We start from the raw sequence: 16,710 nt of genomic DNA, 5'->3' as shown, positions 1-16,710 counted from the left end.
TTCAGCCAAATTTCTTCAATGATACAGTTTTATTGAAATTGCTCCTACATATAGTAAAATAAAGTCTATAGCTTACTCCATTGTATAACTAAAAAGAAAAGTATACTTTCCTGCTGCATTTCTGTCCTTCACCTCTCTATGATTGATGGAATAAGTGCTACAGAAAGTGAGGTGCCGCCTATGTATCCACAAGCATTCATTGATTATCTTGTATATTTTCATGCTGACCGCGATTACTTCGAATGCCATGAGGTGCTTGAAGAATACTGGAAGAGCCTTCCTAAAGCAGAACGCAGCGATATGTGGGTAGGTCTTATCCAAATTGCAGTCGGCCTTTACCACCATCGACGAGGAAATTTCATCGGCGCCGAAAAAATGTTCAATAGTGCTATTCAGCACTTACATGAAAAAGAGCTAGAGCAGTATGGATTTGTCGGACACGAATTGATGGAGCGTTTACGGATCAGAAAGCAGGAGCTACATGAACAAAAACCATACAGTGATATGGACCTGCCAATTCATCCTGAACGCCTGCTTGCAGCATGTGAAAGTCGCTGCGCTGAGCGTCAAGTACACTGGCTGTCAAAAAGTGATTTGCAAAATGAGTTTCTGCTGCATAAGCATAAACTGCGTGATCGAAGCGATGTACTGGCCGAACGTGAAGCTGAGATCTTGCGTCGTCAGAACCTTTCTTCTTAGTACAAAAATTTCTCGTTCTTCAAAAACTTAACACAAATACATGGGCTGGATACTCCCCTAACCTTTATATCCTCATTCAAAAAGCACCCGGATAGCCTTTTCGTGGCCATGCCGGGTGTTTTTTGTCTTGTTATTTAAACTTTTTCCAATCCAGATTGCTTTCTTCGAACAAGTCCGCAAACGATTTGTTTTTTTCTTTTATTTTTTGTTCGGTGATTTTACGCTCACGTTCCGCTGCCTTACGCTGCTCTTCTTCCTGACGCATCGTTCTGGACACTTCTCTCAACTTCTCTAATGCATCATTGCCGATTCGATCACGTAATGTCGCTCCCTGGTTCTCTATCCGGGCTTCTGACGCCGCTGATTTTTGCCCTCTTTTCTGTTTCGCCATCTCTTGGTTCCCCCCCCCATGTAATTTCCGGTCTTCTCATCATAACACCAAAGCAGGGGTGCTGAAAACAGTTTCAGTCACCCCTGGCTTACGAACATTATCTCTTATAATTGTTAGCCATTGCGATAAACGTTTGCTCATCCTCGGTTAACCCACAGGCACCGCATTGAATCCGACGTACGCTTCCCTGATATGGCAGGTGAAAGGCATCTAATGTGCCTGATGAGTATTCCTCTACAATCTCGCCGCTCTGCGGGTCCATTTTAACATATCGCGGCACCTGTTCGATAATCGCAAATCGGGTTCGATTACTTTTGCAAGCCGGGCATAAATATGGTGTAGTCACTTTTTTCATCCTTTCTTGCTATAAGATACTATCTCCTAACTATGCAGCTTTTCTTTCAGAAGACCAATCACGTAGGCCAGCCCCTTTGCACGCCCGATTTCTTTGTATACTTCTTCACTTTCGGGACGATCGCTGGCGTTAAGCGCAGCCTGAATTTGCTCCTGCTGAATATCTGCAATAAGCTTCTCAATATCCTGCCGACCCATCATCTTCCTTCCACCTTTCCATGCTTCTTTTTCTATCTTGTGAAAAATGGGGGGTTTTATACATGAATTTCCTGAGAGTAGAAAGAAGTTCTATCGGATGAACCCACCCCATATGAATAAGAAAAGTCGGTGAATATTTCGCTAGGTTACTAGGAAAGAAGAAAGGAGAACAAATGAAAAGGATACCCCATATTATTTGCTTCATAGTAGGGTTGGTGTTGGCAATCTGGTGCGGACCCGCAAAAGACGGAGATCTCTTAGTCAAAGCTGCAAGCATAAAGGAAACGAGGACAATTACATACGTTTCATCCATACTTTCGAAAACGATGCAGAACAATAACAATCATCGACCGTCACTCGCTGCGGCGATATATAATGAAAATATGGACGAGCAGGATTTCCCCGCTCGTGGCAATCCGCCTGTCCGTTACCTACAAAAATTCCGCGGAAACATATCGGCCTATACAAACGGCCTTTCGGAAACGGGGAAATCTTCACGTCATCCCCTTTACGGGATTACGGCCAGCGGCCACCGAACAAAAGCTGGTTATACGGTGGCCGCCGGGCGTCATATTCCGTTCGGCACAGTGCTCTACATTGAAGGGATCGGCTATCGAACCGTTCATGACAGGGGTGGTGCGATTAAAGGAAACAAGATTGATGTATTCATGTCAAGCATGGGCCAGGTCAATACATTCGGCCGCCGGGCACTTGATGTGTATGTCGTGAAATGGGGCGATGGAAAACGTAAACGGCGCTAAATCGCATTTCATCTTACCTTTAAGGATTATGGCTCCAGCCACCTGCTTCAAGTAACCAGCCGCCAAGTGGAGCTCCTAATAACGATCCGGTTGAAATACCGGTCAAAGCAATCCCCATGACGGTTCCTCTCAACTTCGCCGGAAAAAGATCAACAAGCAGAGCCACAGCGTAGCTACTGTATAAAATGCCAAACATGGTCGAAGTTGGTTTTATTATAAAAAAAGAAAAGAATAAAAGGGCAACAACTATCTTTTATTCTCTGGTACTAACCCAAATAGCAATACATCTACAATAGAAGAGAGGGCTTCTGGTACTGAGATGTTATTCTGCATAAAAAAATTGCGATCAAGCGTCGAATTAGCAGCATCAATAAAGAGCTTCATAATAAACGCTACATTCATGTCAGCAAGCTGCCCTTTACGAATTCCTTCCTCAACAAGAAAACGAAGCGCCTCCCAATCGTTTAGCTCCGCGTGTAATGTTTCCCATTGCTTTGGAAAATATCGTTTCATTTGCTCGAATACACGCAAATCATAAAACTCCACGTAGGTTGGCATAACAGTGACGACCCTTTTGATTTTCTCCAGTATCGTCAAATTTTCATCCTGAACAATGATTTCGGTTTTATGCTCTACTTCCGAAAAGGTTTGTTCAATAATTGTTTCTAAAATTTCTACTTTCGAAGAAAAATGTTCATAAAGAGTGCGTTTACTAATGCCGAGGCGTTTTGCCAAATCGTCCATCGTAAACTTCATACCGTTTTCGCGAATTTCTTCGATAAATGCTTTCAGAATTCGTTCCCTCATTATTAATCCTCCTGCTACCCGCGTTAAAAAAACGATTTGAACAAAAATAGTTTTCTTAGTGTTTATAATACCAGAAAATTCATCCTTGTGCAACCCTAAAAAACACCCGGGCTGTAAACACGTATCGTTTGAAAAACGTATACGGACTGCTTTTTGCCTCAGCTATACAGGGCAGCAAAACATCCGGACAGACCATCCAGATGTTTTGCCGCTCCAACCTTCGGCACAAAAAATAGCTGTAAATCCAATACTTATAAATACAACGTACGGGCCTCGTCAAAAAAGTAAAGCATTTTTTCTTTTACTGGTCTGCCTGTAATTTTTGTGACCGCACGTGCATAATTGTCTAACTGTTCTTTGTATCTTGCCTGAAGCAACCCGTCTGGCAAATCAACGGTGCGGTCTGTTTTGTAATCGAGCAATAGCCATCCATCTTCTTTTTCAACTAAGCAATCGATTACTCCTTGCAGCAATACCATCTCCGTATGGGAATCTTCTCCATCCCGTTCCCCCCAATCGGCATATACTTCCTGGGCCGGCACAAGCAGGTTAAACGGAACCTCACGATAGATACAAAGCCCTTCACGTACCTTATGTCCGGCTTCACTGGAGAAAAATTGTTCGATTTTGGTCATATCAATAGCTGCAGCTTCCATTGGCGTTAACAATTCCCGCTGTACCATACGTTCCACTTCCTCCGCAATCTCTTCTCCGGTTAATACTCTGTCAAGTGGCAACTGTTGCATAACCGTATGTGTCGCTACACCGATTTCGACTGCGCTTAGCTTCTTCTCGGATAGAAACTGCGGCCGTTCCGCCGCGTCACTGCGAAATGAACCAGGAAGATAAGACGGTCCGCCTACTTCCTCTGTCTGAATGGCAATCTGATGACGCCGTTTCAATTCAGAGACGGTCATCTTGGATAGATGCGCGGTCGCGGCATAATGTACGTAGCTCCAGGAAAGCTGCCGCTCTACCTGCTCCCTATAAGAGCTTTCGATAGGCACCGGTCGCCCTTCAGCAATCGAAAGTTCTATCTCTTGCTGTATTTGTTTTTCTTCTTCAAGTGTGCATACAAGAGATGAGGCAGGAACGCTTGCAACCGACCATCGCGAATCATGATCATGTACACAGGCTAACGAACGTTCACCACCACCTATTATGGCATGCAGCGGCTCAGCATCCCGGTGACGCAACAATGCGGGACCGATCCAATCAAGATATGTGCGTCCTTTAACCAGTTCATAATCGGGAAGGGTCCAGCCGGAAACGGATATATGACGCGCCCACTTCTCTATAGCGTTAGGCAGATGCTTTGCTGTGCCGACCAGAAACAGTTTCTCGCGGGCACGGGTCAAGGCTACGTAGAGCACACGCATCTCCTCTGCAAGCTGCTCCAGGCGCATCCGCCGCTTCATGGCTGCATGCGACAGCATAGGAAAGCTAACGCGTTGCTGCGGCTCCACGTATTTCGGACCAAATCCGAGTTCCTTATGCAATAGAAAATTTCCGTTCAAGTCCTGAAAGTTATGCTGCTTGGCAAGCCCTGCAACAAATACGACAGGAAACTCCAATCCTTTGCTTTTATGGATGGTCATAATACGTACAACATCTTCTTGTTCGCCCAATGTCCGTGCTGTACCGAGGTCCCCGCCCTGCGCCTGCATTTTTTCAATAAATCGCAGAAAACGGAACAAGCCACGAAATGACGTCGCCTCGTATTGGCACGCACGATCATAAAGCGCGCGCAGATTTGCCTGCCGCTGCTTGCCACCTGGCAGGCCACCAACGAAATCATAGTAGCCGGTTTCACGATAAATATGCCAAATAAGCGTAGATAATGCGCCCTGTCTTGCTTCGGTTCGCCAGCTTTCCAATTGGCTCCGGAACCGCTGAAGCTTTTTGAATAGAAGGGAACCATTCTCTTTGTTTTGTTCCAGGTAGGCGAGTAACGATTCATAATACGGCTTATCCTTTTGAGCTAGGCGGACCTGAGCCATGTCTTCCGCGCTAAGCTGCACAAGCGGAGAACGTAGCACCGCAGCAAGCGGGATATCCTGAAACGGATTATCGATGATATGCAGCAGCGAAGTCATCACCTCGATTTCCGTCGCTGCGAAATAACCTCCGGACAGCTCAGCATATGCTGGAATTCCGTTCCATTTGAACTCTTCAGCCATCACCTGTGCCCACCCGCTCACCGAACGAAGCAGAATCACAATATCCTTGTATTGAACAGGCCGCATTGTTTTGCTTGTTTTGTCATACACAAGATATGGCGAACGATCGGTAGCACCGACTAATTGTTTGATTTTACTAGCAATGAGCCGCGCTTCCAATTGTGCTGTTTCCAGTTCAGACGCATCTGGGATAGTATCTTCACCGGTGAAAGGATTTGTAACCTCGGACTCCATACCGTCCGCTCCAGTATCCGCCTCTTCCTCACCAGGCTTTCCCTCGTTCCGGTCAATCAACAATACTTCAACACAAGAATCAACGCCCTCGCTTTCCGGATAATCCTCGGCTCCAAGGACCAACTGCGCTGCATCGTCGTATTCGATTTCACCGGCAGCTTCTGTCATAATTTGCTTAAAAATAAAGTTCGTACCGTCGATTACCTCACGTCGGCTGCGAAAGTTTTTGGCAAGATCGATTCGTTTGCCGCCTCCCGCTCCGTCACTCGTATACGTCCTATACTTATGCAAAAAAAGACCTGGTTCAGCCAAACGAAACCTGTAGATCGACTGCTTTACGTCTCCTACCATGAACAGATTTCCCTCTGTGTCGCCGTCTTTTGTTACAAGACGAACAATCGTCTCCTGTACCTCATTTGTGTCCTGGTACTCATCAACAAGCACCTCACCAAACTGCGCCCGATATTCCAGTGCGGCGGCAGATGGCAAAATTAGACCCGGCTCAGCCTTTTCATCACACAGCACCTTCAGGCAATAGTGTTCCAGATCCGAGAAATCGACTAACCCTTTTGCTTGCTTCAGGGCGCTGTAACGTTCACCGAAGCGACGAACCAGCTCAATAAGCTTGTCAATAAGCGGTGACATCTCGCGAGTGAGTTCGAAATAGGATTGGGGAGGAATGGCGAACATTTCTCTTTGTAAATTCGCTACTGTATCTTTTACTCTATCACGCAATTTTTTCGCTTTCTCAATTAATGCTTCGTCACACTCTTTCTTTTTGCACGGTTTCAATTTGCCGAACGCAGCAGTCTGGAATGCTTCATGTAGTTCTTCCCATGAGCCCGCACATTTCTCCAACAAGCGCTTGATAAGTACCTCGTCTTCCTGAAAATTCGCCAGATACGGCAAGGGTCCGCCACTCATTTGAGCAACCTCTCCTCCCTGACGCAGCAACTCAAGCGCTCCAGTAAGCTCCAATTGCACATCATTTCGCAAATAACGAAACCATGGCAAACCATAGAACGCTTCGATCGTTCCTACCCGATACATACTGGCCATCTCATCCAGCCAATAATCCGGCCATGGATGGCTGCGGGCAAAATCATACACTTTCAATAGTAAATGCTGGAGCGCTTCGTCTCCCCTGTCTCCCGTATAGCTATCTATCAAACGGAAAAAGAACGGGTTATCTTCTTTCTCATATTCGTCTTCCAGCAGTTCATCCATCGCTTCCTGACGCAATAGCTGTGCTTCCGTACTATCTGCAATACGAAAAGAAGGATCGATATCTATTAAATAATAATAGCGCTGTAGTACTTCCATACAGAATGAATGCAGCGTTGTAATCGAAGCCCGGTTCAGCAGCGTTACCTGCCGGCGTAAATACGGGGAAGGATCGGCTGCAACCGCTTTTTCCAGCGCCCCTCCAATTCTATGCCGCATCTCTGCGGCTGCCGCATTCGTAAACGTCACTACTAGCAAATGATCCACACTAAGCGGATTATGTTTATCAATAATACGGCGAATAATACGCTCGACAAGCACAGCTGTCTTCCCTGAACCAGCGGCGGCAGCTACCAGTACATTTGATCCGCGTGCCGCAATAGCTTCCCATTGTTCATCTGTCCAGGTGCTTTCTATCGGTTTTTCGAGCGTTTTCATACGTTTTCTCCTTTCTCCACGATTTCCTGCCACATTACTTCATCCGACTCCCGCCGTAACACATGGAATTCACCTGGTTCTACCATTTGATCGAACTGGCAAACAGATTTGAAGGTGCAAAATGTACAGGCAATCCGTTTCTTATGCCGATACGGATAAATGGAAATATCACCATCTGTAATTCGCTGTCCGACCTCTCGGATCATGGCACGCGTATACCTGCGCAATTGATCAAGCCGCTCGGAGGAGATAACTCTAGATGTACTGTAAAATCCGCCATCCTTTTTCAGCGCAACCGGCAGAATGTCTGAATAGCCGGTCTCAAGCTCCGTATCCATCAATCGCACAATCTCTTCATTTTCGACGAGCAGCCCTTTCATCTTGAAGCGCTTGCGAATTTCGTCCTGAATTTTGTCTTCAGAAAGAGGAACAAGTGAACGAAGCAATGGATTGTGAACATGGAAATACAAAATACCGGCTGGGACGGCTGTCTCGCCAAAAAATGCTTCCGCCTGGGAAATAAGCACATCTAGATACGTCAGCATTTGCAAGGATAAGCCGAAATAAACATCTTCAATCACCAGGTCTTTAGCGCTCGACTTATAGTCAATAATACGCAACAGTAATCCTTGTGTACTTTCCGCGCCATCTACACGGTCAATACGGCCTACCAACTCCATTGTGCAGCCGTTCAAATCAAATACAAGAGGAGGCAATTGGGCACCCATACCGAATCCAAGCTCAAGTGCCCGGGGTGTAAACTTACTGCGCCGGGCATGCTCGCCCAGCATAACAGCAGCACGTCCGACCACATTTTTCAGCTTGTGCGTAATATAGCGGTTACGTCCTGAACTAAGCAGAATTTGTTTCTGAAGAAGCGGTGAAAGCACATCAACTTGCTCCGCTGCAAGCCGGTGCATCTGCTCTGCTTCAAGCGCCCCCCATTCTACTTGCTTCTTCTCCATATGTTCCCCGACCAGCTTCAGAGCTGCATGGAACAACTGTCCGATGTCTGGAGCTTCCAAGCGATATAGCTCACGTTCGCGCAGCTTTAATCCATACGAAGCAAAATGCGAGAATGGACAGGCTTGAAATCGTTCCATACGCGAGACGCTGGCGCGTATTTTTTTGCCATACAACGCCTGACTCGTCTCCTTTTGTAAAGCGCGTTCTTCGTTGCGATAAAAGAGTGCCTGGGTTACACATGCCTGTCGTTCTGGCATTTCGCGAAGCAACCAATTATACGCATCCCACCAGAGCGGGGCAAGTCCGTATCCTTTGCGCCATTGCTGTAGCTGGGCGCTAAGATAGGATAGGGCGCGGGACGGGTTGGCGAGAAAAGCAAGCTGATCTTCTTCTGCAGCAACTTCCGCCACTTCGGTTGTAACGAACTCCTCCTTCACCTGTGGAAACATTTCTTTCATGCGTTTCATCAAAGCTGAGGGGAGCAGTCCTTTTCCTTCCTCATCTGCCAACGCGTAGCTAAGGAACAAATATTCAGAAGCCGAGGTAAGCGCTCGGTATAGCATAAATTCCTCTTCCATCAATTTGCGGCGGCTCCCTGGTCCAAGTAGCATACCGCTCGCAAGAAGAGTCTCCCGTTCCCCTTCGGAAAGCATTCCGTCGTCTTTCGGCCGCGCTGGAATGACACCGTCGTTTATGCCGAGAATGAATGCACATTTTACGTTGGCAAAACGGGTTCGATCCAGGCTTCCTACCAGTACTTGATCCAGCGCCGGTGGTACGAGTGCGAACTTCAAATTTTCCATTCCAGCTTCGATCACCGAAGCGAATGTTTCCATATCCATACGTTCATCGCCCATCACTTCGACGATTTGGTCCAGCATATTGATAAGCGCCTGCCATACTTGTCCATGCTCACGAGCCTGCTCAAGCCGATGTTCCTTCTTCGCCGCTTCGCTCCATTGTTCCAAATGAAGGGGGACGTTTAATTCCATAAGGAAAAGATACAAGCCTTCACACAATTCGCGAACATTTTTCGCTTTCGTCAGCGCTCGTTCCAATTGTTGAAGCGGGGCTGTAATACGCTTGCGCAGTTGCGTAATTTCCTCCTCCATCGCCAGTTCTTCATCGCTCTGCCGCATAGTAGCCGCTACCTCGACCGAATTCTCATCCAATCCCCGGTATATCCGATATTTCCATTCCCAGTTCGGGTCCGTCCAGCGATAGCCTTCAATCCCATGTGCCAGCACATAGTTCTCTATTCTATCAATCCGATGACGCATCATCTCTGCCGTCTCTTCTATTTCGGGCTGGAACAATAGCTCCGTTTTAATACAGCGGAAAATTGCTTCATATCGCCAGTTATACCGAATAACTTCGAGCGCGGAACGAATCAATTCCGTTAGCGGATGATGCAGCATAGGCCGTTTCTCATCAAGGAATATTGGAATATCATAATCTTCGAAAACAGTAGTAAATAGATGCTCATAGTCTTTGCTATTACGTACAAGCACCACAATATCGCGCCAGCGGTATCCTTTATCTCGAACAAGCGAAAGAATACGCTGGGCAGCTCCTTCAATTTCAGCACGCCGATTGGCAGCAGCTATCATCCGGATAGAATTTGCAGAATATGGATACGGACGTACAGGATGTTGATTATAGTACGCTTCAAGATGAGCCAGCTCCGGATTGCGGGCAAATCGGGCTACCGGTCCGGTTTGGGAGAGGACGATTGGAGATTCTACCCGAATGCCACTTTTTTCTGCCAATTCCGTAAGTACCCGATACGTTATGGCAGACGAATAAAACAAATCCAGCTCGTCCGGTACAGTACCAGGATCGCTCGGCGCTTCAAGCGTCAATGTAACCGTCATGTCACCTGCGCACGTCCACAACCCCTTAAGCACCAAAAGCTCCTGAGGTGTAAAATGTTCAAAACCATCCACCCAGATTTCAGCACCGCAAATGTAGCGTGATCGCTCTAATCGTTCTGCAAGCAATGGCAGATAATGCTCCGTGTCCAAGTACCGATCCGCTAAATAACGCTCCAGTTCATCATAAATCAGATGCATATCGTGCAGCTTATCAGCGAGAAACCCGTTTCCTTCACCTTCATTCCGCCGGATCAGTGCTTCCTGCTGGACAAGCAAGTCTTCCGCCGTCATTCCATGTCGTACGAGTTCGCCGTACATCTCTTCTAGCTGGTCAGTAAAGCCGTTCCGATCCATTGCGCGACCGAATACACGAAGTTCTCCGCCTCGCTTTTCAAGAATCCGTCGCAGTATCATTTTCATTCCTGTACTATCTATATGTATACGGGATAATCCGCCTACCTCCTGCAGAATCTTCCATGCCAGACGGCGAAAACTAAACACCTGGGCACGCATCGTACCAGATACCCCTGCCTGAGCGGCTAATTCATATTCAACTTGGAAGCTCATCTGTTGCGGTACGAGATAGATAAGCGGTGCCCCCATCGGTTGCTGCTGCTGCCGATCACGGATTTCCCGGATGCAATGTGCACTCTTTCCGCTGCCAGCACGTCCTACGATAATACGAAGGGCCATCATTTTCCAACCCCTTTTTCCATGATTTCTCTATTATACTTTAATTGTATAGCAGAACATTCATTCGGACCACTACATATTTATGTTCAGATAAGTCCATGCCTGCTATACAGTTCGCCTTTTCTATTCTCCAAATACTTCATTAGCTGCTCCTCTCTTACTTTATATACATCCGATAATTCAATGGAAGCTATAATTATTTCTTCGTTATTTCCGCCCTTTTCTATGAAATGTCCCTCAGGAGAAATCAGTGCACTTTCCCCAAAAAACAGTGTATCTCCTTCAAGCCCCACTTTATTGGTCGCTGCCATGAACACTTGATTTTCCAGCGCTCGTGCTTGTAGAAAAATTCCTTGATGCGGTTGATACGGGACGTTATGTGCGTTTAAAACCATAATTAATTCCACTCCATGCATCGCATAAATTCGGGACATTTCCGGAAATTCCACATCGAACGTCATCATAAGAGCGATATTTCCAGCTTTCGTATGGAATACAGGAAATTCCTCTCCTGGTGTGAAAAACTCTTTTTCCTTGTCAAACAAATGAATTTTTCGGTACACCCCTTTGATGCTCCCGTCTTTTTCAATAAATACCGCCGAGTTGTAGTAACGGTTTTCGTAACGTTCCGCAAAGCCAAGAATTGTGCCCACTCCCGTTTTCTTTACTTTCTCCTGGATGGTTTGTATACTTTCTCCATCTACCGGTTCAGCCAATGCTTCAATTTCATGTTGAATAGAAAAGCCTGTCAAAAACAGTTCCGGAAATAATACGTAATCTACGCCTTTCTCTTTACATGTTTGAATCGTTGTTAAGACACGACCTACATTAAGATTTTTATTGAATAATACGCCTTTCAGCTGTGCCAGTGCAATCGTTACCATATGGGTGACTACCTTCCTTCTTCACGAAATTCTTTTAATTTCTTTACAATGGTCGATTGATCGACTTGTAGTGCTCTCGCTGCTTTGTACGTACTTTTATATAAGTCATACGCTCTTACAATCAATTCTTTCTCCAGCATTTTTTTTGCTTTTTTTAATGGTATTATGTCATTTCCTTTATCATAACAGGAAGAAGCATTTTCACTCAAAGAATGAAAAAATGATGGCAGGTGTGTAAGCTGAATTTCATTTTCTTCAGTTGTGATGAACAGCCTTTCAATAATGTTCTCCAATTCTCTTACATTCCCTGGCCATTCGTACTTTTTAAAAACTTCCTCGACCTCAGGATGAAACGTCTTAAAAATACCGTATTTATTGATTTTCTGCTTTAGAAAATGGCGTGTCAAATCGGTGATATCCTCGACTCTCTCACTTAGTGGTGGAATTTCAATTGGAACAACGTTAAGTCTATAATACAAGTCCTCACGAAATTTCTTCTGCTGAACAAGCTCCAGCAAATTTTGATTTGTAGCTGCAATGACACGAACGTTAACAGGAATAAGCTTGGTTTCTCCAATAGGCCGGATGCAATTCTCCTGCAATACTTCCAACAATTTGACCTGCAGATTCAGCGGCAGTTCTCCTACTTCATCTAAGAACACCGTGCCCTCATTTGCAGACTCAAAAATCCCCTTCTTGCCTCCTCTTTGTCCTCCCGTAAAGCTTCCATGTGTATAACCAAACAGTTCGGCTTCCATAAGCGCCTCCGGGATCGCTCCGCAGTTTATAGAGATAAAGTTTCGGCTTGAACGGGCGCTGTATTTATGAATGAGCTTGGCAATCATGCTTTTGCCAACACCTGATTTTCCCAGCAGCAGAATGGATGAATCAACGTACGATATTTTTTTTACAATCTCCATAATCTCTTTCATCTTTGCCGAACGAGCAATGAATGCTTCCACATCCAGTTCATCTTCTTTTTCTCTTGTATCTTCCATCTGTTTTTTAAGCATGGATACTGCAATGAACGTTTTTTCATCCGTCCTGGCAAGGAACACTTGAACAGGTAGAATCTCAATCTGAAGCACACAATGTTTTTCCATAGATTCGAGCTTCTTCTTTATCATATTGGTAATAAATTCAAATTCTTCTTCATTAAAGCAGGAATGCAACATATCTGTTTGAGGACTGCTAAACAAATTGTCATTCTCTTTATTTACCATATGAAGCATCCAATTCTCTTGTATTTTTAGCTTATGAATCATCTGTATCCTCCTGTTAGCTCTTAACCAATGAAAAAAATCATCAGATGATTTTTTTCATTGGTTAAGCTTATAAAACGCTTTAAAAGCATGTATAAACGAAAATCTTTTGTTCCCCTCTTTTTATGCCAATGATTTTTTTCATCGTTTTTATTTATTATAATCGTAAAATTCTCCATTTTACAGTAAATTTTGATTTGGCATTATTTTTGCTTTTATTAAGAAATACGAAAGGAGAAATACATCAAGAAATCCAGAGGAGGTTTTACATGAAAGCTAATCAACCATGGTGGGGATTCGTATGAACAATACACATTCCCCCCATTTTCGTCGAACATTGACACTTATGCCGCTTGTAGTGCTCGGTCTTGCCTATATGGCTCCAATGACAGTGTTTAATACGTACGGAGTTGCAGCACAGACAACACATGGAATGGTACCGGCAGCATATGCCTTTGCACTGTTAGCTATGCTGTTTACAGCTTATAGCTATGGCAAAATGGTGAAAGCGTATCCTGTTTCTGGCTCGGCCTATACGTATACCCAAAAATCGATTAATTCACATCTTGGCTTTCTTGTCGGATGGGCTGTATTACTGGATTACTTGTTTTTGCCCATGATTAATTTCTTGTTGGCTGGTATCTTTTTATCAGCTGCTTTTCCGGCTATTCCGTCATGGGTATGGATTATTGGTTTCATCGCCGTAATTACCACGATTAATATTATTGGTATTCAAATGACGGCCAAGGTAAACGCGGTGCTTGTTTTATTCCAATTTCTCGTTACCATCCTTTTCGTGGTGCTTGCTTTGAAAGGGGTGGCTAAAGGGATAGGCATGGGAACATTTTTGTCGGTATTACCTTTTTATAATCCCGAAGTTTCCTACTCTTTCGTGCTGGCCGGCGCCTCGATCCTTTGTCTTTCTTTTTTAGGATTCGATGCTGTAACCACACTCTCTGAAGAAACGATTGCGCCTGAAAAAACGGTCCCGAAAGCAATTTTTCTTGTCGCATTTATTGGTGGATTGCTTTTCATTTTTGTATCATATGTCGCACACATCGTATATCCGGATTTTGCTTCCTTTAAAGATAGCGATTCGGCTTCTTTTGAAATTGCCGCCCATATCGGCGGTCCCATTTTTGGCTCTATTTTTCTCGCCGGAGTAATTACATCAACGATTGCATCGGGAATGTCCTCCCATGCCAGTGCAGCTCGCCTACTGTTTGCTATGGGACGTGAATCCGTGTTGCCAAAAAAACTATTTGGTTACATTCATCCGATATATAAAACGCCCAACCGTAATATTTTGCTCATTGGGATATTTTCACTTTCGGCCCTAACCGTTGATTTAGTAACAGCGGCATCCTTTATTAACTTTGGTGCACTGGTAGCATTCGCCTTCGTCAACATCTCGGTTATTTTTCACTATTATATTCGTAACCGACAGCGGGGAGTAAAAGGATTGCTTCTGTATGTATTGTTGCCATTAGCCGGAACAAGCTTTACGATGTGGCTTTGGACGAGTCTCGATAAAAAATCCATTATTTTGGGAAGCATCTGGGTTAGTCTTGGAATTATGTATTTATTGTTTTTAACAAAAGGATTCACTCAAAAGCCACCGAGCTTCGATTTTAATGAAGCAGAAGACTCCTTTACGGAAATCGAAAATCCTGCGGTTTCATCGTAAATTTATACAATCATTATCATTTAGGAGGAACGATACTAATGAACGAAAAGGTTACCATCGGACTAATTCAAGGAAAATGCGGGGAAAATATTCCTGATAATGTGCAATATCATATCGAAAAGATTAGAGAAACAGCTGCACAAGGTGCACAAATCATTTGTCTTCAAGAACTGTTTAACGCCCAATATGTCGCGCAAACCGTCTGCGTGGAAGGGTATGAGCAGGCCGAGCCGATAGACAATCCTACATTGCAAACGATGAGCCAACTGGCAAAGGAACTAGAAGTCGTTCTTATCGTACCTTTCTATGAAAAAGCGGGACGCGGATTATATTTTAATAGTGCTGCCGTATATGATGCAGATGGTTCCTATCTTGGAACAACGCGGAAAAATCATATTCCTGATGGACCTCAATATCATGAAAAGTATTATTTTACTCCTGGAAACACAGGATATCCTGTATATGAAACACGCTATGGAAAAATCGGCATCGGAATCTGCTGGGATGAATGGTTCCCTGAAGTCGCCCGTATTCTGGCTCTTCAAGGAGCAGAAATTCTATTCTATCCGTCCGCTATCGGCTCCGAGCCGGATCATCCAGAGCTCTCCACACGATATTCCTGGGAAAAAGCGATTTCTGCTCACGGTATTTCCAACGGCGTATTCATTGCCGCAGTAAACCGGGTTGGACAGGAAAAAGACATGACATTTTATGGTGGAAGCTTTGTTAGTAATCCGCTGGGAAATATCCTGCAATCGCTGGATGATGAGGAAGGGATTTTAATTCAGGAAATCGACAAGTCAGAAATTGACTTTGCGCGTAATCTGCTTCAATTTATGCGCGACCGTCGTCCGGACACATATGGACTTTTGCTTCAGCAAGAAGCATTTTCACAAAAATAAACGGCATGAAAAAAGCCTTCTTCCTAAACGGGAAGGCTTTTTCCTTTTAATCAATATTGCAGATATCTACTGAACAATCATCACAATGGTTTAGTTCCTTCAGGCGTTCTAAATCATGGATAATAATTTTCTGCTCTTTCAATGATAGAATATTTTGTGTTCGTAATTCCTGCAATGTACGGTTAATGTTCTCTCGGGTTGAACCGCAGAAGTTGGCCAGCTCACGATTCGAAATCGACAAATCGATTAAGATTCCATCCTTTATCTTAATGCCATAGCTATTGGCCATCCGAATCAGCGTAGAATATAGCGCACCCTTCTTCCCATTGAGCACCAAATCCCGAAACTTTGTCTGTGTGCGCCGGAAATGGTCGCTCATCCATTTCATAAATTCAAATGCTACATCCCTATTTTCTAGCAGCTTTTTCTCGATTGTTTCTCGGTTTATGACACCTACCTCACCATTTTCAAGACATTTTGCGCTAAAAACATATTTCGGGTGGTCGGCAAACAAAATCAATTCTCCAACAATATCGTTCTTCTGGCATATACGCAGCGTTAACTCTTTTCCTTCCGCATCGGTCTTCCCGATCTGAACCCGTCCCGCAAGAATGATATACATCGAATTCGCAAGTTCTCCCTGATGAAACAGATATGTGTCTTTTTTTATTTTTCTTGTTGTGGCACATGTCTGCAGTAAAGCCTTCAGCGGGGTTGAAAGGTTTGTCAAAAGGTAAGCACCTCGTTTCGTTGCGGTGGTGCTTTCATTATAATATGAATTCGTAAGGATTTATAGCATTTTACATTTTTTCAGACTATCAGAAAAATCATATTCCTCCCAAAAAATAACAATGGGCATGGTTGGTAAGGATGCCTATTACTATCTTGTCTGCAATACCCTACTTTTTGTTTACATAATATATTTATAGTTACTTATTGAAAAACAGCGCTTCACATTATTACCTCCTTCTCTTCCGAATGAGGCAGCATGCTATAAGTATGCTCTGGCTTTGTTATGGTATGATGAAAACGAATGATCAATAACGCTTCCCTATCAAAATATCAAATGTAATTTATCAAGGGCGTTGATTATCCAGTATGATCCAGAGTGGGTCATCACCACACTGTGCCCCAAACGGGCGTCGGTTCGTCTCCC

The 16,710-nt window shown here is 44.4% G+C and carries 13 protein-coding genes and 1 pseudogene; 4 read left to right on the top strand and 10 right to left on the bottom strand.

What is annotated here, in order from left to right; translation table 11 throughout:
• Positions 1-180: 180 nt before the first annotated feature.
• On the top strand, positions 181-699 hold the full coding sequence (locus tag HMPREF0083_RS21675) for a DUF309 domain-containing protein (protein ID WP_040304366.1): 519 nt from the start codon (positions 181-183) through the stop codon (positions 697-699).
• A gap of 130 nt (positions 700-829) precedes the next feature.
• On the opposite strand, the gene HMPREF0083_RS21670 is transcribed toward HMPREF0083_RS21675, so the two are convergent.
• The 3 genes from HMPREF0083_RS21670 to HMPREF0083_RS28350 form a co-directional block, all read right to left on the bottom strand.
• Complete coding sequence (locus tag HMPREF0083_RS21670; protein ID WP_021623968.1) at positions 830-1,090, bottom strand: YqkE family protein; 261 nt, start codon at positions 1,088-1,090, stop codon at positions 830-832.
• A gap of 97 nt (positions 1,091-1,187) precedes the next feature.
• Positions 1,188-1,436 (bottom strand): hypothetical protein, encoded by a 249-nt coding sequence (locus tag HMPREF0083_RS21665; RefSeq protein ID WP_040304389.1) that lies wholly within the window; start codon positions 1,434-1,436, stop codon positions 1,188-1,190.
• Positions 1,437-1,471: 35 nt separating this feature from the next.
• A complete protein-coding gene (locus HMPREF0083_RS28350) occupies positions 1,472-1,645 on the bottom strand; it encodes a hypothetical protein (RefSeq protein ID WP_021623966.1) in 174 nt (57 codons plus the stop codon).
• 170 nt (positions 1,646-1,815) lie between these two features.
• On the opposite strand from HMPREF0083_RS28350, the gene HMPREF0083_RS26625 reads away from it, so the two are divergent.
• Positions 1,816-2,403 (top strand): 3D domain-containing protein, encoded by a 588-nt coding sequence (locus tag HMPREF0083_RS26625; RefSeq protein ID WP_021623965.1) that lies wholly within the window; start codon positions 1,816-1,818, stop codon positions 2,401-2,403.
• Between the two features lie 22 nt (positions 2,404-2,425).
• Here the strand turns inward: HMPREF0083_RS26625 and HMPREF0083_RS29965 are convergent.
• The 6 genes and pseudogenes from HMPREF0083_RS29965 to HMPREF0083_RS21635 all read right to left on the bottom strand — a co-directional run.
• Positions 2,426-2,599: pseudogene (locus tag HMPREF0083_RS29965) on the bottom strand (MFS transporter); the annotation flags it as partial.
• A gap of 50 nt (positions 2,600-2,649) precedes the next feature.
• Complete coding sequence (locus tag HMPREF0083_RS21655; RefSeq protein ID WP_040304363.1) at positions 2,650-3,210, bottom strand: TetR/AcrR family transcriptional regulator; 561 nt, start codon at positions 3,208-3,210, stop codon at positions 2,650-2,652.
• Positions 3,211-3,461: 251 nt separating this feature from the next.
• On the bottom strand, positions 3,462-7,286 hold the full coding sequence (gene addA, locus HMPREF0083_RS21650) for a helicase-exonuclease AddAB subunit AddA (protein ID WP_021623962.1): 3,825 nt from the start codon (positions 7,284-7,286) through the stop codon (positions 3,462-3,464).
• On the bottom strand, positions 7,283-10,822 hold the full coding sequence (gene addB / locus HMPREF0083_RS21645) for a helicase-exonuclease AddAB subunit AddB (RefSeq protein ID WP_021623961.1): 3,540 nt from the start codon (positions 10,820-10,822) through the stop codon (positions 7,283-7,285). The genes addA and addB overlap by 4 nt, the downstream gene beginning before the upstream one ends.
• 83 nt (positions 10,823-10,905) lie before the next feature.
• Positions 10,906-11,703 carry a carbon-nitrogen hydrolase family protein gene (locus HMPREF0083_RS21640; protein ID WP_021623960.1) on the bottom strand — a complete coding sequence of 266 codons (798 nt, stop codon included), beginning with the start codon at positions 11,701-11,703 and terminating at the stop codon, positions 10,906-10,908.
• Between the two features lie 8 nt (positions 11,704-11,711).
• A complete protein-coding gene (locus tag HMPREF0083_RS21635) occupies positions 11,712-12,968 on the bottom strand; it encodes a sigma-54 interaction domain-containing protein (protein ID WP_021623959.1) in 1,257 nt (418 codons plus the stop codon).
• Positions 12,969-13,266: 298 nt separating this feature from the next.
• Here HMPREF0083_RS21635 and HMPREF0083_RS21630 point away from each other — a divergent pair, with 298 nt between their 5' ends.
• On the top strand, positions 13,267-14,652 hold the full coding sequence (locus HMPREF0083_RS21630) for an APC family permease (RefSeq protein WP_040304376.1): 1,386 nt from the start codon (positions 13,267-13,269) through the stop codon (positions 14,650-14,652).
• A 38-nt stretch (positions 14,653-14,690) separates the two neighbouring features.
• The gene (locus HMPREF0083_RS21625) at positions 14,691-15,554 is read left to right on the top strand and encodes a carbon-nitrogen hydrolase (RefSeq protein ID WP_021623956.1); all 864 of its coding nucleotides are present in this window, start codon (positions 14,691-14,693) and stop codon (positions 15,552-15,554) included.
• Between the two features lie 46 nt (positions 15,555-15,600).
• On the opposite strand, the gene HMPREF0083_RS21620 is transcribed toward HMPREF0083_RS21625, so the two are convergent.
• Positions 15,601-16,284, bottom strand: coding sequence for a Crp/Fnr family transcriptional regulator (locus tag HMPREF0083_RS21620; RefSeq protein WP_040304360.1), 684 nt, complete (start codon positions 16,282-16,284; stop codon positions 15,601-15,603).
• Between the last annotated feature and the right edge of the window lie 426 nt (positions 16,285-16,710).

The sequence above is a fragment of the Aneurinibacillus aneurinilyticus ATCC 12856 genome (genome assembly GCF_000466385.1).
Taxonomy (GTDB): Bacteria; Bacillota; Bacilli; order Aneurinibacillales; family Aneurinibacillaceae; genus Aneurinibacillus; species Aneurinibacillus aneurinilyticus.
The sequence above is the reverse complement of the archived record's forward strand: the minus strand, read 5'-3'. Positions and strand labels throughout refer to the sequence as shown.

Bases quoted from the DNA above. Each gene is read 5' to 3' on its own strand.
- addB (WP_021623961.1), bottom strand. From the start codon at position 10,822: ATGATGGCCCTTCGTATTATCGTAGGACGTGCTGGCAGCGGAAAGAGT.
- HMPREF0083_RS21625 (WP_021623956.1), top strand. From the start codon at position 14,691: ATGAACGAAAAGGTTACCATCGGACTAATTCAAGGAAAATGCGGGGAA.
- HMPREF0083_RS26625 (WP_021623965.1), top strand. From the start codon at position 1,816: ATGAAAAGGATACCCCATATTATTTGCTTCATAGTAGGGTTGGTGTTG.
- addA (WP_021623962.1), bottom strand. From the start codon at position 7,286: ATGAAAACGCTCGAAAAACCGATAGAAAGCACCTGGACAGATGAACAA.
- HMPREF0083_RS21635 (WP_021623959.1), bottom strand. From the start codon at position 12,968: ATGATTCATAAGCTAAAAATACAAGAGAATTGGATGCTTCATATGGTA.
- HMPREF0083_RS21655 (WP_040304363.1), bottom strand. From the start codon at position 3,210: ATGAGGGAACGAATTCTGAAAGCATTTATCGAAGAAATTCGCGAAAAC.
- HMPREF0083_RS21670 (WP_021623968.1), bottom strand. From the start codon at position 1,090: ATGGCGAAACAGAAAAGAGGGCAAAAATCAGCGGCGTCAGAAGCCCGG.
- HMPREF0083_RS28350 (WP_021623966.1), bottom strand. From the start codon at position 1,645: ATGATGGGTCGGCAGGATATTGAGAAGCTTATTGCAGATATTCAGCAG.
- HMPREF0083_RS21675 (WP_040304366.1), top strand. From the start codon at position 181: ATGTATCCACAAGCATTCATTGATTATCTTGTATATTTTCATGCTGAC.
- HMPREF0083_RS21630 (WP_040304376.1), top strand. From the start codon at position 13,267: ATGAACAATACACATTCCCCCCATTTTCGTCGAACATTGACACTTATG.
- HMPREF0083_RS21640 (WP_021623960.1), bottom strand. From the start codon at position 11,703: ATGGTAACGATTGCACTGGCACAGCTGAAAGGCGTATTATTCAATAAA.